Here is a 14,777-nt window from a genome sequence, read left to right as displayed (position 1 = left end):
ATGATTAGAATTTTCCTCTATCGCCTGCTCAGATGCAACCGGGCCGGTGCCGCTGCCGAAATGGTGTTGGTGACGCCGTTCCTGATCATCCTGATGTTCGGCTCCTTCGAACTCGGCAATTACTTCCTGAGTGAGCATGTGGTGGCTAAGGCCGTTCGGGATGGCGCACGCTATGCTTCGCGGCAGCCCTTTACCAATTTTACCTGCCCCAGCAGCGTCAACAGCACCATCGTCACGAATACGCAGAACCTAACTCGCACGGGGCAGGTAGCAAGTGGAGGGACGGCCCGGCTGGTGGGGTGGACCACGCCTGCAACTGTGTCGGTCACCATGAGTTGCACGACCATTACCGGAGGCAATTATTCGGGTATCTACAAGGGCATGACCAATGTCCCCAAGGTCAAGGTATCGGCCATTGTGCCTTATTCCTCGCTGTTCAACAATCTCGGCTTCACCAGCAGGACACTGAACCTGGTGTCCGAATCCGAAGCGACGGTGCAGGGAATATGATGCGCAGGCTCATCAGTCTGATCCGTGATACACGTGCCTCCTCAGCAGCGGAATTCGCTTTGGTCCTGCCGCTGTTGCTTATTTTCCTGTTGGGGATCGTGGATGTCGGCCGCTTGATGTGGACCTGGAATCGCGCGGAAAAGGCTACGCAGATGGGCGTGCGTTATGCTGTTGCCACAGACATGGTTCCCAACGGCCTTTCGGCGTACAGTTTCGTCGTCAGCGGCGGGCTGACGCAGGGCGATCCTATCCCGCAATCCTCCTTTGGTGGCGCTTCCTGTATCATCAATGCGGGCGCGGTGAGCTGTTCATGCAAGACGGGGGCAACCTGTCCCAGTCCGTTGATCAGCAGCAGTGCCAATGCGCTGACGGCATTCAACGGCATCGTCGGCAGGATGCGACTATTCATGCCCGAAATCGCCTCGACTAATGTGACCGTCGATTATGATTATTCGGGCCTGGGTTATGCAGGCGATCCAAATGGGTCCGACGTTTCGCCATTGATCAGGGTGTCGCTGAAGCAGCTGACATTCCGGCCAATGCTTTTAATGCTTTTCAGAGGTACGATCACTCTACCCAGCTTCAGCGCCGCTCTCACGATGGAAGACGGCCAGGGTACGGTGGCAAATTGAGGGATAAGATAGTGGGCATCGTGACAAACGCAGCGGAACCCGCCGAGAGCTGGACCCTCAATATCGGGGATGAGGGGCTTCACCTCATCCTGTCCGAGCAGGAGGTTCAGGCGTCCGACATTTTGGACGACCGGATGACCGGCCAGTCCCTGACCCTTACCATGCTGGCGCCGAGCGCACCCGTGCCGCAGCAACTCGCCGCGGATGCCAAAGCGATCATTATCGAGGTTCAGCCGGACAACGAAGCCTCGATGGTGCGGCTCGCCGGGTTGCGGGCCGCTCATCCCAAGCTGATGCTGGTGGCGGCGGTGCGTGATGCGCAGGTTGCCATCGTTCGCGCCCTGCTGCGCAGCGGGATCAACGACGTCATCGAGCTGCCGCTGCGTGCCCATGATCTGGCCGCCATAATGGACGATCTGCGCAGCCGCATCGCAGCCAGCCGTCAGGATGACGTCAGGACCGGCCAACTCGTTTCGATCATCAAGAGCGTAGGCGGTGTCGGCGCAACGACCATCGCGACGCAGGCCGCCAGCCTTCATGCGCGTTCCGTCAAGCAGAAGGGCAGCGAAGTCTGCCTGTTCGACTTCGACATACAGTTCGGCAATGCAGGCACGTTTCTTGGCATCTCCTCGCCCCTGACGCTGGCGGACCTGCTGATGGGAGGAAACCGGGTCGACGGCGAATTGTTGCGGACGGTCACGGTGGAAACATCCACCGGTCTGCGAGTAGTGACGGCGCCTCCCGAGATCATGCCGATCGAGGCAGTGAACGCCGACCAGATCTTCCGCATCGTGGAACTGGCGCAGCGCAATTTCGACACTGTCTACCTGGACCTGCCGGGCAACTGGACCAATTGGTCGATGTCGCTGGTGGCGCGATCGCAGGTGGTGTTTCTGGTCTGCGAACTCACGATCGCCAGTCTGCGGCAGGCGCGACGGCAGATTACGCTTCTGCGCGATCAGGATATCGATCCCTCGCGCATCCATGTGATCGCCAATCGGGTCGAAAAGAAATTCTTCCGCGCCATCGGGCTGGAGGATGCTGCGGCGGCGCTGGATCATCCGGTCAAACTCAGCATCGCCAATGATTTCCCGCTGGTCAGCTCCGCGCTCGACCAGGGCGTGCTGATCCAGGAACTGAAGGCGCGGAGTCGGATCTGCAAGGATTTGCAGGATATCGTCGATTGCTGCGTGCAAGCGGCCGAGGCCGAACGTCAGGCGGAGAAGGGCTGATGTGGCAGATTCGAAAAGGGGAACGTGGCGATTCTCGCGACGAGGTGGGGCCGACCGAAACCGAAGCGGTCCACTGGGAAGAGGACCGTCACACCGAGCTCAAGGTCGCGCTGCATCAGAAGTTGCTCGACATCATCAATCTTGCTGCACTCGAAACCATGTCGCGGGCGCAGGTCGAAGTCGAAGTGGGCGAAATCGTCCATGAGCAGCTTGCGCTCCAGAAACACGCGCTCAATCTGGAAGAGCGGCGGCGGCTGGTGTCGGACATATTGGACGAGTTACTGGGCTTGGGGCCGCTTGAGCCGCTGCTGAAGGACCATGGCATCACCGATATATTGGTGAACGGCCACAAGGTCGTCTTTGTCGAGCGCAACGGCCGGCTGGTGGAAACCGCGACCCGATTCAAGGATGAGAAGCACTTGCTGCGCATCATCCAGAAGATCGTGGCGGCGGTGGGACGTCGGATCGATGAAGCATCGCCCTTTGTCGACGCGCGCCTGGCCGACGGTTCCCGCGTCAATGCGGTGGTGCCGCCGCTGGCGATCGACGGGTCGCTGCTCTCCATCCGCAAATTCGCCAAGGTGCCGATCAGCATGGCTCGGCTCACCGAACTGGGCAGCGTGCCGGCTCCGATGGCACAGGTTCTTTCGGCAGTAGTGGAGGCGCGGCGCAACGTATTGATCTCCGGTGGTACCGGTTCGGGCAAGACGACACTGCTCAACGCCATGTCCGCCGCGATCGATGAACATGAACGCATCGTCACGATCGAGGACTCCGCCGAACTGCAATTGCAGCAGCGTCATGTTGCGCGGCTGGAGACTCGTCCCGCAAACATCGAGGGCAAGGGGGAGGTCACGCAGCGCGACCTGGTGAAGAATGCTCTGCGTATGCGGCCCGACCGCATCATCGTGGGCGAAGTGCGCGCCGGCGAGGCCTTCGACATGCTCCAGGCGATGAACACCGGCCATGACGGGTCGATGACCACCGTCCACGCCAATACGCCGCGCGATGCGCTGTCGCGCGTCGAGCAGATGATCGGAATGAGCGGCATCGACATTTCGCCGCGCTCGGCACGGGCGCAGATCGCCTCGGCCCTCAATGTGATCGTGCAGGTCGGGCGTCTGGCCGACGGTCGCCGCCGGCTTCTCAGCCTGTCGGAGATCACCGGCATGGAGGGGGAGGTGATCACCATGCAGGAAATCTTCCGGTTCAAGATGACGGGGCGGGATGAAAACAATATGGTGCGCGGCCATTTCGAGGCAACCGGCATCCGTCCCAAATTCATGAGCGAGTTGGCCGACCGGGGCATCACGCTTCCGGCCGAACTTTTCCGTCCAGATGCGGTGATCCACTGATGAACCCGCTGTACATCCGCATGTTCGTCCTTGTCCTGCTGTTCGCGGCGGTGTTGTTGACGATCGAGGGCATTTCGAGTTGGCTGCGTGCCCGGGCCACGACCGATCGGGTGGTCAACCGTCGGCTGAAGATGATTGCGGCGGGCTTCGAACGCAGCACGGTCCTCTCCAAGCTGCGGCGGAGCGATGAGGCGGTGAGTTTCGACCGGTCCAGCCTGTTCGGACGTGCGGGTCTGGCCGTGATGCGCGTGCTGCATGGCGCTGGGCTGACCTTTCCGGCCCGCGCGGTGTTGACGATGATGCTGGTCGCGGCGGGCATATTGTTCCTGCTGGTGATGGTCGGCGGCATGGCGGCAGGCTATGCGTTGACGGCGGGCATGGTCGTGATGGCTTTGGCCTTTGCCGGCGCGCTGGGCATCATGCTGCCGATGATGGTGCTGGCGCGGCTCGCCCAGCGGCGGCGCAAGAAGATGGAGGAGCAGTTTCCCGTCGCGCTCGACACCTTTGTGCGAGGCCTGCGCGCCGGGCATCCGATCGCCGCCGCGCTGGACCTGCTGACCAAGGAAATGCGCGATCCGATTGGCAGTGAATTCGGCATCGTGGTCGACGAAGTCACCTATGGCGCCGACCTGCGTGACGCGCTTCAGCGGATGGCTGAACGCTGGGACATGAACGAGATGCACATGTTCGTGATCTCCCTGTCCGTGCAAAGCGAGACGGGCGGCAATCTGGCGGAAATCCTGGAAAATCTTTCGACCGTGATCCGTGAGCGGGCCAGCCTTTTCATGAAGGTGCGCGCGCTGAGTTCGGAAGGACGCATGACCGCGGTGATGCTGACGGCGCTGCCGATCCTCACCTTTTGCGGCCTGTTCCTGGTCAATCCGGCCTTCTATCTGGACGTCGCGCAGGACCGCATGTTCATCGTCGGCTTTACCGGCCTGATTTTGCTCTACATCATCGGCTTCATCACGATACGCCGCATGGTCGACCTGAAGGTGTGATGCTATGCTGAACTCAGCGCTCCTGATCCAGTTGCGGCCTTTCATCCTGGGGTTGCTGTTCCTTGCCATCGTGGCTCTGGTATTCGGGCTGTCGGAGATCGTCCTGCGCAATGCGCGCGTACGCAGCCGTCTGGACCTTGTGGGGGATGGTGGCAGCCTGGCCCAGAATGGCAGCCAGACACTGCGCGGCGAACGCAATAACAGCGAGTGGAAGAAACTGATCGACCGAATCGAGAAAATGGGGATCTCGCTGGTCGACACCAATAATGTCAATTTGCGCCAGCGGTTGATCGCTGCGGGCTATCTGTCTCCGGACGCGCCAAAGCTTTTCACCTTCTTCCGGCTGGTCCTGACCTTCGCCCTGCCTGCGATCTTCGTTCTCACCACGCTCGGCAATCCTGATCCGCCAGCGCCGCTTACCCTCTATCTGGTCGCGTCGGTGCTGGCGGTGGCCGGGCTTTATATGCCGAACCTCTTCATTTCAGCGAAGGCTTCACGGCGTCAGGAAGCGATCGTGAACGGTTTTCCCGACGCGCTGGACCTGATGCTGGTCTGCGTCGAGGCGGGACTGGGGCTGGAAGCCGCAATGGATCGCGTGGGCCGTGAACTGGCCGTATCGCATCCGCTCGTGTCGGCGGCTCTCGGCAAGGTGGTACTGGAACTGCGTGCGGGGCGCAGTCGGCAGGACGCCTTGCGGCGCATGGCCGACGAAGTCGATGTGGATGAGATCCGTTCCTTTGCGACGCTGCTGATTCAGTCCGATCAATTGGGATCGAGCGTTGGTCAGACGCTGCGCGTCTACGCTTCGGAAATGCGGGAGAAACGGCGGATGCGGGCGGAGGAAAAGGCGCACCGGCTGCCGGTGCTGCTGTCGGTTCCGCTGGTTGCCTGCATGCTGCCAGTGATGATCGGGGTGCTGATGCTTCCGGCGCTGATCCGCGTGGCGCGAGATATCCTGCCGGTCATGAGCCACTAGGGAACAGGAGGGGGGACCATGAAGAAAAAGATGATGGCAATCGCTCTCGCCGTTGCGTTGACGGCTTGCAGCACGCCGCAGAAGGGCGTCCTTTCCATCAGGTCCGTCGATCAGCAGCCTGCCGGTCTCGCGCAAGATGCGCTGTCTCGCGGCGACCTGCTGTTTTCGCGCGGAGAATATGCTCTCGCGCTCGACGCGTTCCGTCGCGCGGTGCGCAATGATCCCAATGACGCGCATGGCCTGAACGGAGTAGCGATCAGCTATGCGGCCATGGGACGGCATGATCTGGCGCGGGAATTTTTCGAACTGGCTCTGTCGCGGGCCCCGCAGGATGCCCGTATCGCTCGCAATTTCGCGCGGAGCCTTTCAGCGCAAGGACTGAAGAGCGAGGCCGACGCTTTATTGGCGCAGACCGGAGCTGCTCCGGCGACCGTGGCTGCAGCGCGTCCGACACTGGCGCAACTGGCCTTGGCCGCGCCAACTGCGGCGGAGGTTCGTTCGGCCCAACCGGCTGGTGTGGAACTGGAGCGGGTTTCGCTAGGCGAAGTGCGGTTGCACACTACCGGCAGGCCGCTCCCGGCCGAGGCGCAATTGAGTACCCGGATCGTGACGATCGCCGTTGCCCAGGCAAGGTCGGAATTGACCGCGCCGATCATTACCACCGGGCGGCCTGAACCGGATGCCGAACCGAAGCAGCCGCAAACACGGCTTGCCAGCATGGATGACGACCCTGCCATTCCGTCCGCCGGACAGCAGGTTAAAGCCGAGCCGCATGACAGTGTGTTCGAACGGCTCTGGAAAAGCATCATGCGGCCGTCGGGACGCAAGGGCGCGCGGGGATGATCTGGGCGCTGCTGCTGGCGGCAGCCACTCCCCCGGCCGAAGCGCCGCCACCCACGCCGCCTTCGCCATCGCTGGATTATTCCCGGCTGGTCGATGAAGCGATAGACGGCGGCCGCATCATCCAGGCGCAAGCGATGCTGAACCAGTGGCGCACCCAGCCACAGGCAGGCGATGTTCAGCCAATCGAGATCGCGACGGCGCGCATAGCGTTGGAGAAGCGGGGCGATGAAGAGGCGTTGGCCAGGTTCACGGCGCTTCGTCGGAGCGGCATGAGCGACTGCCGGGTGGATGAAGGGCAAGGGGTCGCGCTGCTGCGGCTCGGCCGGTCGCCAGAGGCGCTGGAGCCGCTGCGTAATGCCGTCCGCGCCTGTGCCGATCGCTGGCGCGCATGGAATGCGCTGGCGATAGTCTATGACGAGGCGCAGTCCTGGGCACTGAGTTCCGCAGCCTATGAGCGCGCATTCCAACTGACGGACAAGCCCGCCCAGATCCTCAACAATTACGGTCTGTCGCTGCTCAAGCAGGGAAAAGCAGACGAAGCGGCGGTCATTTTCGACCGGGCGCATGAACTGATGCCTGACGATGCGCGGATCATCGCCAATGAAGATACGGCCTATGTCATGGCCGGTCGGGAAATCCGCCGTCGGCCGATCGACACCGCGGACGAATGGGCGCAACGGCTCAGCAATGCGGGACAGGTTGCCATGCGTATCGGCAACCTGCCGCTGGCGCAGGCTTATCTCAGCCGCGCGGTAACGGATGCGGACAGTTTCGTGCCTGAGGCCGCCGCCGCTCTCGCGTCCATGCAAGCCGCCCGGCCCTGAAGCAGGATTTGTCATGATCAAGGATATGATTCTACTGGCCGTCTCCTTCGTGCTGATCGCTGCGGCGGTCGAGGACATGGCCCGGCTGCGCATATCCAATCTTTTTCCGATGCTGGTGATCGGCCTGTATGTTCCATGGGTTGCCGTCGTCGGCTGGGAAAACGACATATGGCATAACGGCGTCGTCTTCCTGGGCGCCTTCGCACTGGGATGCAGCCTGTTCGCCCTGCGCTGGATGGGCGGCGGCGACATCAAGCTGTTCTCCGCCTGTGCATTGTGGTTCGACTGGCCAGCGGCGGTCCCCTGGGTCATCTATATCACTGTCGGCGGCGGAGTGCTGGCGCTGGTCATCATGGCGGCGCGGCGGATGGTGCCGGAAAGCGTTCGCAGCAACAGCAACATCGCCATTTTCGCGGCCAATGGGCCGATCCCCTATGGCGTCGCCATCGCCTTTGGCACGATCATGGCATTGTATCTGGTCGGTCCGAATCCCAGCGGAATGGCGCGTCTGCCTGATTTCGTGCGGTCGCTATGATCCGCTCCGGACGCCTCAATGTTCCATGCCGACGGCAGGCATGTCGCTGTCCATCGACATCATCATGATGATGAGTTCGGAGCGTGACTTGATGCCCAGCTTCTGGAAAATGCTATGCAGATGAACCTTCACCGTCCCCTCGGTCAGCCCGCAGCGTGAGGCAATTTCCCGGTTACGCAGTCCCGCGCGGATCAGGCCCGCAATCTCCAGCTCGCGTTCCGTCAGCGCGTCCAGCACATTGGTCTCACTGGCGGGCGCCGATATGCTGTGGACCAACGCCTGTTCCATGACGAAGGGCGCAATGCTCTTGCTGCCACTCATCACCTGCTGAATGCAGGTCAGCAATTCGTTGGGATCGCTGTCCTTCAGCACCACCCCGTCGACACCCAGCTTGATGGCCTCCAGCGTCTGTTCTGGGCGGATATGCACGGTCATGAAGATGACCGGCACCGTGCTGCCGCTGTTGCGGATAGAGGACAAGATCGCAAGGCCGCCGCCGCTTTTCATGCTGACGTCCAGGATCAGAAGGTCTGGTTCGCCGGACTTCATCCGGTCCAGCGCTTCCTCCACCGATTTGGCGCAGAATAATATGTCATGACCATGGGAGTTCAGGAACTGCGCCATGCCGTCCAGGAAGATCGGATGATCGTCGACTATCGCAATCTGGGCCATCATATCGGAGACCTTGGTAAAGAGGAGGGTAGTCTGATCGAAATGAGTGAATTCATGCTTAAATTGTGAAAATAGGCCGTTCCGCCGATCTTGCCCAGCCGTTTCATGATCGATTGGGACTGAAGTTCGAAGTCGCCCGTATAGCTTTCCTGTGCTTTGGCTTCCGTGCCGGGATTGTCCTTCAACGCGATCAATATTTCGTCGTCCACCTGTGCGATCGAAACGGTGATATGGCGGGCGTTGGCGTGTTTGACGGCGTTGGCGGTGGCTTCGCGGATCAGGAATTCCACCTCCGCTGCCGTCTCCGCGGACACGGTCATGGCGCGGTCGACCGGATTGAGGCGGCAATCCACTGCCCATTGCAATGCGATGAAGCGGCAGCAGCGCTCCACTTCGCGGATCAGGTCCACTGCGCTGTGGGGCGAACTGCTGTGCCGATGGCTGAGGAGGCGGCGCAGATGTGCCTGCTCAGACGTCACCAGTTCTTCCATGGATTTGAGTTCCGCCAGTTGATCGGTAACGCCTGCTGCCGAAAGACCGTGGATCGCCGTGGCGAGCCTGACGCGCAATGCGGCCAGCGTCTGCAACACGCTGTCATGCAGGTCACGGCTCAATGCCTGCCGCGCTTCGACGAAGGTGCGCTGACGCCAGGCGAGAAAGAAGAAATGGCGCTCGAGGAAGAGGTCGACCCCTTCCTGAACACGCAGGCAGCGCAGCAACAGCGCCGGAGACCAGCCATGGCTGGTGCCGACGAACATCCGCCCGCGCAATTCGCCCGCCTGTACGAAAAAGCTCGCGCCCTGACCGGCGCCGAACAGGTCCATGATCGTGTCGCCCAATTCCGGCGCGCGTTCATGACGCAATATACCGATGCGGCTGCGTAGCAGCAGGCGGGGCGATTGGGTCGAATAGAGAAAGGGCGCTTCGCGGGGCTGGATTCCGAGCAGATTGTCGATCTGCTTCTGCGGCAGCATCAGATGGCGCACTCCGGCACCATCGATCAGATCACAATGAATGACATCCTCATCCATCGTTTCCCAGACAAAGGCGCAATAGCGCGAATTCATCAATGGCGATATCTGTTCGACCAGAAACTGGGCAAGGGATTTCTGGAAGGAGAGGCCGACGCCCTGCAGCCTCTCCGTCCAGTTGATCAGCCGTTGTTCGAGGATGGACATGCTGAGCATCGATGCTGCGATGATGCAGCCGATCACGACCGTCAGGCTATCGATCGCGCGGCTGACGTCAGGCGTGGGCCGCACGGTGGTCCACGCCTCATAATAGCCACGGGTCATGAAGGCGAAGATCAGGCAGAAGCCGATGACGATGATCGCACTGCGGCCGAAGCGGTCGGATGCGGACCATGCCACGAAGAACAGGCATCCCAGCGCCGCAATTTGCAACGGTTCGCACAGCACGATCACGGTCAGGAAGGCGATCAGGTCGAATATTAGCGAAACCGGCCGCAAAAGCAGGCCGAGTGGCGGCGTCAGGGAATTTTGCGCGATGCCGATCCCCGTCCAGATCCAGATGGCCGCATGCAGCAGCAGCAGCGTGTGTGCGAAATAGGCCTCGCCGCCGAACATGGCATTGGCCTGCCATGTCGCGGCAACCGAAAACGCGACGCGGGATATGGCAAAACCCAGCGTCGGCGATCGTCCCAACCAGAGCACCAGGCGATCCATGATAGAGGATGACGCCAAGGGCGTATGATACATGGCGAATTTTGTCCCCCGACAAGTCTCCCCCTCCTGCAATTGTGCACATGGACCGCTGCTAAAAGCAACCGATATTGGAGGCTTTTGCCGCTATCCGATGGGATTGTGAGTGATTTCGGGACATATAGCAGAACCGGAGAAGATAAGCGGGGCAGGATGGCGCCCAAGGCCATCCATCGATAGGAAGGCGCCATGGCGACGCTCATCACTCCGGCCCTCGTTTGCGCGCTGCGGCCGCATGGGGAGCAAGGTGCCATCGCCCGTCTTCTGACACCCGGCCATGGCCTGCTGGCGGGCTATGTGCGGGGTGGGCGTTCCCGCGTCTTGCGCCCGGTGCTGCTGCCCGGCAATGCGGTGAAGGCGGAGTTCCGCGCCCGGACGGAGGAGCAACTGGCCGGACTGACGGTCGAACTGGAGCATAGCCGGGCGCCCCTGTTGGCGGAGGCGCTGGCGGCGGCCGCCATTGACTGGGTCTGTGCGGTGACCGCCGTTGCCCTGCCGGAAGGAACGCCCTTTCCCGCATTGTATCAGGCGCTCCAAGGCGTTTTGGGCGCCGTGGAAGCCGCTCCGGCAGCGCGGGGCTGGGCGGTCGCGCTGGTGCGCTATGAACTGTTGCTGCTGGCCGAGCTTGGCTTCGGGTTGGATTTGACCCGCTGCGCGGCCATGGGCGGCAATGACGATCTCGCCTTTGTCAGCCCCCGCAGCGCGGCCGCGGTCAGCCGGGCGGCGGCCGTCGGCTATGAGGATCGGCTGCTTCCGCTTCCGGCCTTTCTGCTGGAGGGCGGGGCGGGGGACTGGCCCTCCATCCTGGACGGTCTGCGCCTCACCGGCTTTTTTCTGGAAAGGTCGGTCCTGACCGACTGGCGGGCCGATGTGCTGGCTTCGCGGGAAAGGCTGGTCGACCGCCTGAAAAGAGCGGTCGCCTAAAAGCTTGCGCTGGAAGCGGCGGCTTCATAAGGGGCGGCCACGATAGTGAAGGAGTTGCCCCATGTTGATCGCCCTGTTTGCCGGAGATGGTATCGGTCCGGAGATCGTTGCCCAGGCGAAGCGTGTGCTCGACGCGATGGCAATTCCCGGCCTTACCTATGAAGCGGGGCTGGTCGGCGGCGCGGCCTACAAGGCCGTGGGTCATCCCTTGCCGCCCGAGACGCTGGACCTTGCCCGGCGCGCCGACGCGATCCTGTTCGGCGCCGTGGGCGATCCGGATTGCGACTCGCTGGAGCGGCATCTGCGCCCGGAACAGGCCATTCTCGGCCTGCGCAAGGAGCTGGGTCTCTTTTCGAACCTTCGCCCGGCCAAGGTCTTCCCGGAACTGGCCGACGCCTCCGCGCTCAAGAAGGAGGTGGCGAGCGCCATCGACCTGCTGATCGTGCGGGAGACGAATGGCGACGTCTATTTCGGGGAAAAGGGCATGCGCAAGACGCCCGAAGGCCTGCGCGAGGGCTATGACATCATGTCCTATAATGAGGAGCAGGTGCGCAAGATCGCGCATCAGGGCTTCCAGGCGGCGCGCGCGCGCCGGGGCAAGCTCTGCTCGGTGGACAAGGCGAATGTGCTGGAAACCAGCCAGCTCTGGCGCGACGTGGTGATAGAGGTGTCGGCCGACTATCCCGACGTGGCCCTCAGCCACATGTATGTCGACAATGCCGCCATGCAGTTGGTGCGCAATCCCGGCCAGTTCGACGTGATCGTCACCGGCAACATGTTCGGCGACATCCTGTCCGATCAGGCGAGCATGTGCGTGGGTTCCATCGGCATGCTGGCGTCGGCCACGCTCAACGACAGCAACCAGGGCCTTTACGAGCCGATCCACGGTTCCGCGCCCGATATCGCCGGGCAGGGCAAGGCCAATCCGCTGGCAACGGTCCTGTCGGCGGGGATGATGCTGCGCTACTCCCTAGGCATGCCGCAACAGGCCGACCGTATCGAGGCCGCCGTCGCCAGCGCCCTTGCCAATGGCGCGCGCAGCTTCGACCTGGGCGGCACGATGAGCACGATCGAAATGGGCGATGCCGTGCTGGCGGCGCTCAACTGAGGAATAGACGATGAAGCGCAAGAGCGGGCAGAATCCCGAAATCACCAGGAACTGGCGTCCGGCGACCCTGGCGGTGCGCGGCGGCAGCGCGCGCAGCGAATGGGGCGAAACCTCCGAAGCGCTGTTCCTGACCAGCGGCTACAGCTACGACCGGGCGGAAGACGCCGCGATGCGCTTCGCGGGCGAGCAGCAGGGCATGACCTATAGCCGCCTGCAGAACCCGACCGTGGAAATGCTGGAAAAGCGCATCGCCCTGCTGGAAGGGGCAGAGGCATGCCGTTCCACTGCGACCGGCATGGCGGCGATGACGGCAGCCTTGCTGTGCCAGCTTTCGGCAGGCGACCATGTGGTGGCGGGCAAGGCGCTGTTCGGCTCCTGCCGCTGGCTGACCGACACGCTGCTGCCCAGGTTCGGGATCGAGACGACCACCGTCGATGCGACCGACAATGCGGCCTGGGAAGCGGCGATCAGGCCCAATACCAAGGTCTTCTTCTTCGAAACGCCCGCCAATCCCACCATGGACGTGGCGGATCTGGCCGCGATCTGCGGCATCGCGAAGGCGCATGGCATCACCAGCGTCGTCGACAATGCCTTCGCGACCCCCGCGCTTCAGCGCCCGATGGAATTCGGCGCTGACGTGGTGGCCTATAGCGCGACCAAGATGATGGACGGTCAGGGGCGCGTGCTGGCAGGCGCGATCTGCGGCACGGAGGATTTCATCATCAACACGCTGCTGCCCTTCCATCGCAACACCGGGCCGACGCTCAGCGCCTTCAATGCCTGGGTGGTGCTCAAGGGGCTGGAGACGCTCGACCTGCGCATCCGCCGTCAGAGCGAGAATGCGCTCAAGGTCGCGAAATTCCTGGAAGGCCGGGTAGCGAAAGTGCTCTATCCGGGCCTTGAAAGCCATCCGCAGCATGCGCTCGCCATGAAGCAGATGGCGATGGCCGGTCCCATCTTCTCGCTCTATGTCGGCGGCGGCCGGAAGGAGGCGCATGGCCTGCTCAACGGCCTCGAACTGGTCGACATCAGCAACAATATCGGCGACTCGCGCTCGCTCATGACGCACCCTGCCTCCACCACCCATTATGGCATGGCGGAAGAGGCGCGGCTGGAGGTCGGCATCACCGAGGACATGCTGCGCCTCAATGTCGGCCTGGAGGATGCGGACGATGTGATCGACGATCTCGATCGCGCTCTGAAGTCGATAGGCCGTTGACGAAACAGGGGGGAAAGGCGCATTTCTTTGTCTGTGAACGCGCTTTTCCCCTTCCACGCGACCACGCGCGACATCAATGTGCATGTGGCCGTCACCTTCCTGCCCGAACAGTCGGAACCTGACCGGGGCCGATGGTTCTGGGCCTATCATATCCGCATTGAAAATGACGGGCCTCAGCCGGTGCAACTGCTGACGCGGCACTGGATCATCACGGACGGGCGGGGCGCCCAGCACAGGGTCGATGGAGACGGTGTGGTCGGGGAACAGCCAGTGGTACAGCCGGGGCGAAGCTATGATTATGTATCGGGCTGTCCGCTCAATACGCCGACAGGATCGATGAAGGGCCATTATCACATGATCGGCGCCAGCGGCGAGACCTTCGACATCGCCATTCCCCATTTCGCGCTGATCGCACCGGCGGTGGCTGAATGAAGCGTACCCATTTGCCGCTGAACGGCCTGCGCGTTCTGGATGCTGCCGCGCGTCACCTGTCCTTCACCCGCGCCGCCGACGAACTCGCGGTGACGCCCGCAGCCGTGGGGCAGCAGATCCGAGCGCTTGAAGATCTGCTCGGCGTCGTACTGTTCCGCCGCACGCCCAAGGGGCTGGAACTGACGCCGGAGACGGAGGCAGGCCTTGCCGCTCTGCGCGCCGGTTTTCTGGAGTTTGAGGAAGCCGTGCGCGCGATGCAGGCGGGCCAGTCCAGTTCCTCCCTGACCATCGCGGCGCCGCGCGACATCACTGCCAAATGGCTCCAGCCGCGTTTGGCAGGCTATGCCGCCAGCCAGCCCGACCTCAAATTCGCTCTGGTCGCGGCGGACGAGAGTCTGGACTTTACGGAGGCCAATCTCGATCTCGCCTTGCGTCTGGCCGAGGGGCCGGGCGAGAATGAAGGACTGAAGCTCGGCGAAGCGGCCTTCGTGACGATCGAGACAGCCAAAGGCGGTCCCGATCACCGCATCGAATGGCCCGGCTGCCCCAAGGGCGATATGCCAGCGACCATTCGCGTCGCCGATGCCGGGCTGGCGATCGATGCGGCGGCCAATGGTTTCGGGCGGGCCTGCGTGCCGTTGCTGCTGGTGGAGGCGGATATCGCCGCGGGCCGGGTGCGGCAGGTGGGCGATGTCGTGCCGTCTCCGCTGGCCTATTGGCTGATCGCGCCGCTGCCGCAATGGCGGCAGAAGAAGGTGAAGGCTCTGGTCGAAGCGCTGACCCGCTGACAATT

General features: G+C 62.4%; 16 protein-coding genes. 14 read left to right on the top strand and 2 right to left on the bottom strand.

The window, feature by feature from the left end; translation table 11 throughout:
* Genes MJ601_RS01565 through MJ601_RS01525 form a run of 9 tightly spaced genes read left to right on the top strand, consistent with a single transcriptional unit; the run spans position 1 to position 7,908 of the window.
* A complete protein-coding gene (locus tag MJ601_RS01565) occupies positions 1-510 on the top strand; it encodes a TadE/TadG family type IV pilus assembly protein (RefSeq protein ID WP_242122927.1) in 510 nt (169 codons plus the stop codon).
* Positions 510-1,142 carry a TadE/TadG family type IV pilus assembly protein gene (locus MJ601_RS01560; protein ID WP_242122811.1) on the top strand — a complete coding sequence of 211 codons (633 nt, stop codon included), beginning with the start codon at positions 510-512 and terminating at the stop codon, positions 1,140-1,142. The genes MJ601_RS01565 and MJ601_RS01560 overlap by 1 nt, the downstream gene beginning before the upstream one ends.
* 20 nt (positions 1,143-1,162) lie before the next feature.
* Positions 1,163-2,374 (top strand): CpaE/TadZ family protein, encoded by a 1,212-nt coding sequence (locus MJ601_RS01555; RefSeq protein WP_242122810.1) that lies wholly within the window; start codon positions 1,163-1,165, stop codon positions 2,372-2,374.
* On the top strand, positions 2,374-3,729 hold the full coding sequence (locus tag MJ601_RS01550; protein ID WP_242122809.1) for a TadA family conjugal transfer-associated ATPase: 1,356 nt from the start codon (positions 2,374-2,376) through the stop codon (positions 3,727-3,729). Before MJ601_RS01555 ends, MJ601_RS01550 begins: the two co-directional genes overlap by 1 nt.
* Positions 3,729-4,730 carry a type II secretion system F family protein gene (locus MJ601_RS01545; RefSeq protein WP_242122808.1) on the top strand — a complete coding sequence of 334 codons (1,002 nt, stop codon included), beginning with the start codon at positions 3,729-3,731 and terminating at the stop codon, positions 4,728-4,730. Before MJ601_RS01550 ends, MJ601_RS01545 begins: the two co-directional genes overlap by 1 nt.
* Before the next feature lie 4 nt (positions 4,731-4,734).
* Entirely contained in the window at positions 4,735-5,706 is a 972-nt protein-coding gene (locus MJ601_RS01540; RefSeq protein ID WP_242122807.1) for a type II secretion system F family protein, read from the top strand.
* An 18-nt stretch (positions 5,707-5,724) separates the two neighbouring features.
* Positions 5,725-6,549: a tetratricopeptide repeat protein gene (locus MJ601_RS01535; protein ID WP_242122806.1), complete on the top strand. Its 825-nt coding sequence runs from the start codon at positions 5,725-5,727 to the stop codon at positions 6,547-6,549.
* Positions 6,546-7,373, top strand: coding sequence for a tetratricopeptide repeat protein (locus MJ601_RS01530; RefSeq protein ID WP_242122805.1), 828 nt, complete (start codon positions 6,546-6,548; stop codon positions 7,371-7,373). Before MJ601_RS01535 ends, MJ601_RS01530 begins: the two co-directional genes overlap by 4 nt.
* A 13-nt stretch (positions 7,374-7,386) precedes the next feature.
* Positions 7,387-7,908, top strand: a complete 522-nt coding sequence (locus MJ601_RS01525; RefSeq protein ID WP_242122804.1) for an A24 family peptidase — start codon at positions 7,387-7,389, stop codon at positions 7,906-7,908.
* A 15-nt stretch (positions 7,909-7,923) separates the two neighbouring features.
* Here MJ601_RS01525 and MJ601_RS01520 read toward each other — a convergent pair whose 3' ends face one another.
* Both MJ601_RS01520 and MJ601_RS01515 read right to left on the bottom strand, forming a co-directional pair.
* Positions 7,924-8,583: a response regulator gene (locus tag MJ601_RS01520; protein ID WP_242122803.1), complete on the bottom strand. Its 660-nt coding sequence runs from the start codon at positions 8,581-8,583 to the stop codon at positions 7,924-7,926.
* Positions 8,580-10,265, bottom strand: coding sequence for a sensor histidine kinase (locus MJ601_RS01515; RefSeq protein ID WP_242122802.1), 1,686 nt, complete (start codon positions 10,263-10,265; stop codon positions 8,580-8,582). The genes MJ601_RS01520 and MJ601_RS01515 overlap by 4 nt, the downstream gene beginning before the upstream one ends.
* Before the next feature lie 225 nt (positions 10,266-10,490).
* Between MJ601_RS01515 and recO the strand changes: the two genes are divergently transcribed.
* The 5 genes from recO to MJ601_RS01490 all read left to right on the top strand — a co-directional run bounded on the left by recO (position 10,491) and on the right by MJ601_RS01490 (position 14,772).
* Positions 10,491-11,225 (top strand): DNA repair protein RecO, encoded by a 735-nt coding sequence (recO, locus tag MJ601_RS01510; RefSeq protein ID WP_242122801.1) that lies wholly within the window; start codon positions 10,491-10,493, stop codon positions 11,223-11,225.
* 61 nt (positions 11,226-11,286) lie between these two features.
* A complete protein-coding gene (leuB, locus tag MJ601_RS01505; protein WP_242122800.1) occupies positions 11,287-12,333 on the top strand; it encodes a 3-isopropylmalate dehydrogenase in 1,047 nt (348 codons plus the stop codon).
* Positions 12,334-12,343: 10 nt separating this feature from the next.
* A complete protein-coding gene (gene metZ, locus MJ601_RS01500; RefSeq protein ID WP_242122799.1) occupies positions 12,344-13,552 on the top strand; it encodes an O-succinylhomoserine sulfhydrylase in 1,209 nt (402 codons plus the stop codon).
* Positions 13,553-13,585: 33 nt separating this feature from the next.
* Positions 13,586-13,984, top strand: coding sequence for a Co2+/Mg2+ efflux protein ApaG (gene apaG / locus MJ601_RS01495; protein ID WP_242122798.1), 399 nt, complete (start codon positions 13,586-13,588; stop codon positions 13,982-13,984).
* Complete coding sequence (locus tag MJ601_RS01490; RefSeq protein ID WP_242122797.1) at positions 13,981-14,772, top strand: LysR family transcriptional regulator; 792 nt, start codon at positions 13,981-13,983, stop codon at positions 14,770-14,772. Before apaG ends, MJ601_RS01490 begins: the two co-directional genes overlap by 4 nt.
* The last annotated feature ends 5 nt before the right edge of the window (positions 14,773-14,777 follow it).

The organism is Sphingobium trunci (assembly GCF_022664535.1).
Lineage (GTDB): Bacteria > Pseudomonadota > Alphaproteobacteria > Sphingomonadales > Sphingomonadaceae > Sphingobium.
This window is presented reverse-complemented; position numbering and strand designations above follow the sequence as displayed.

Bases quoted from the DNA above. Each gene is read 5' to 3' on its own strand.
- MJ601_RS01565 (WP_242122927.1), top strand. From the start codon at position 1: ATGATTAGAATTTTCCTCTATCGCCTGCTCAGATGCAACCGGGCCGGT.
- MJ601_RS01560 (WP_242122811.1), top strand. From the start codon at position 510: ATGCGCAGGCTCATCAGTCTGATCCGTGATACACGTGCCTCCTCAGCA.
- MJ601_RS01550 (WP_242122809.1), top strand. From the start codon at position 2,374: ATGTGGCAGATTCGAAAAGGGGAACGTGGCGATTCTCGCGACGAGGTG.
- MJ601_RS01545 (WP_242122808.1), top strand. From the start codon at position 3,729: ATGAACCCGCTGTACATCCGCATGTTCGTCCTTGTCCTGCTGTTCGCG.
- MJ601_RS01540 (WP_242122807.1), top strand. From the start codon at position 4,735: ATGCTGAACTCAGCGCTCCTGATCCAGTTGCGGCCTTTCATCCTGGGG.
- MJ601_RS01535 (WP_242122806.1), top strand. From the start codon at position 5,725: ATGAAGAAAAAGATGATGGCAATCGCTCTCGCCGTTGCGTTGACGGCT.
- MJ601_RS01530 (WP_242122805.1), top strand. From the start codon at position 6,546: ATGATCTGGGCGCTGCTGCTGGCGGCAGCCACTCCCCCGGCCGAAGCG.
- MJ601_RS01525 (WP_242122804.1), top strand. From the start codon at position 7,387: ATGATCAAGGATATGATTCTACTGGCCGTCTCCTTCGTGCTGATCGCT.
- MJ601_RS01520 (WP_242122803.1), bottom strand. From the start codon at position 8,583: ATGATGGCCCAGATTGCGATAGTCGACGATCATCCGATCTTCCTGGAC.
- MJ601_RS01515 (WP_242122802.1), bottom strand. From the start codon at position 10,265: ATGGATCGCCTGGTGCTCTGGTTGGGACGATCGCCGACGCTGGGTTTT.
- recO (WP_242122801.1), top strand. From the start codon at position 10,491: ATGGCGACGCTCATCACTCCGGCCCTCGTTTGCGCGCTGCGGCCGCAT.
- leuB (WP_242122800.1), top strand. From the start codon at position 11,287: ATGTTGATCGCCCTGTTTGCCGGAGATGGTATCGGTCCGGAGATCGTT.
- metZ (WP_242122799.1), top strand. From the start codon at position 12,344: ATGAAGCGCAAGAGCGGGCAGAATCCCGAAATCACCAGGAACTGGCGT.
- MJ601_RS01490 (WP_242122797.1), top strand. From the start codon at position 13,981: ATGAAGCGTACCCATTTGCCGCTGAACGGCCTGCGCGTTCTGGATGCT.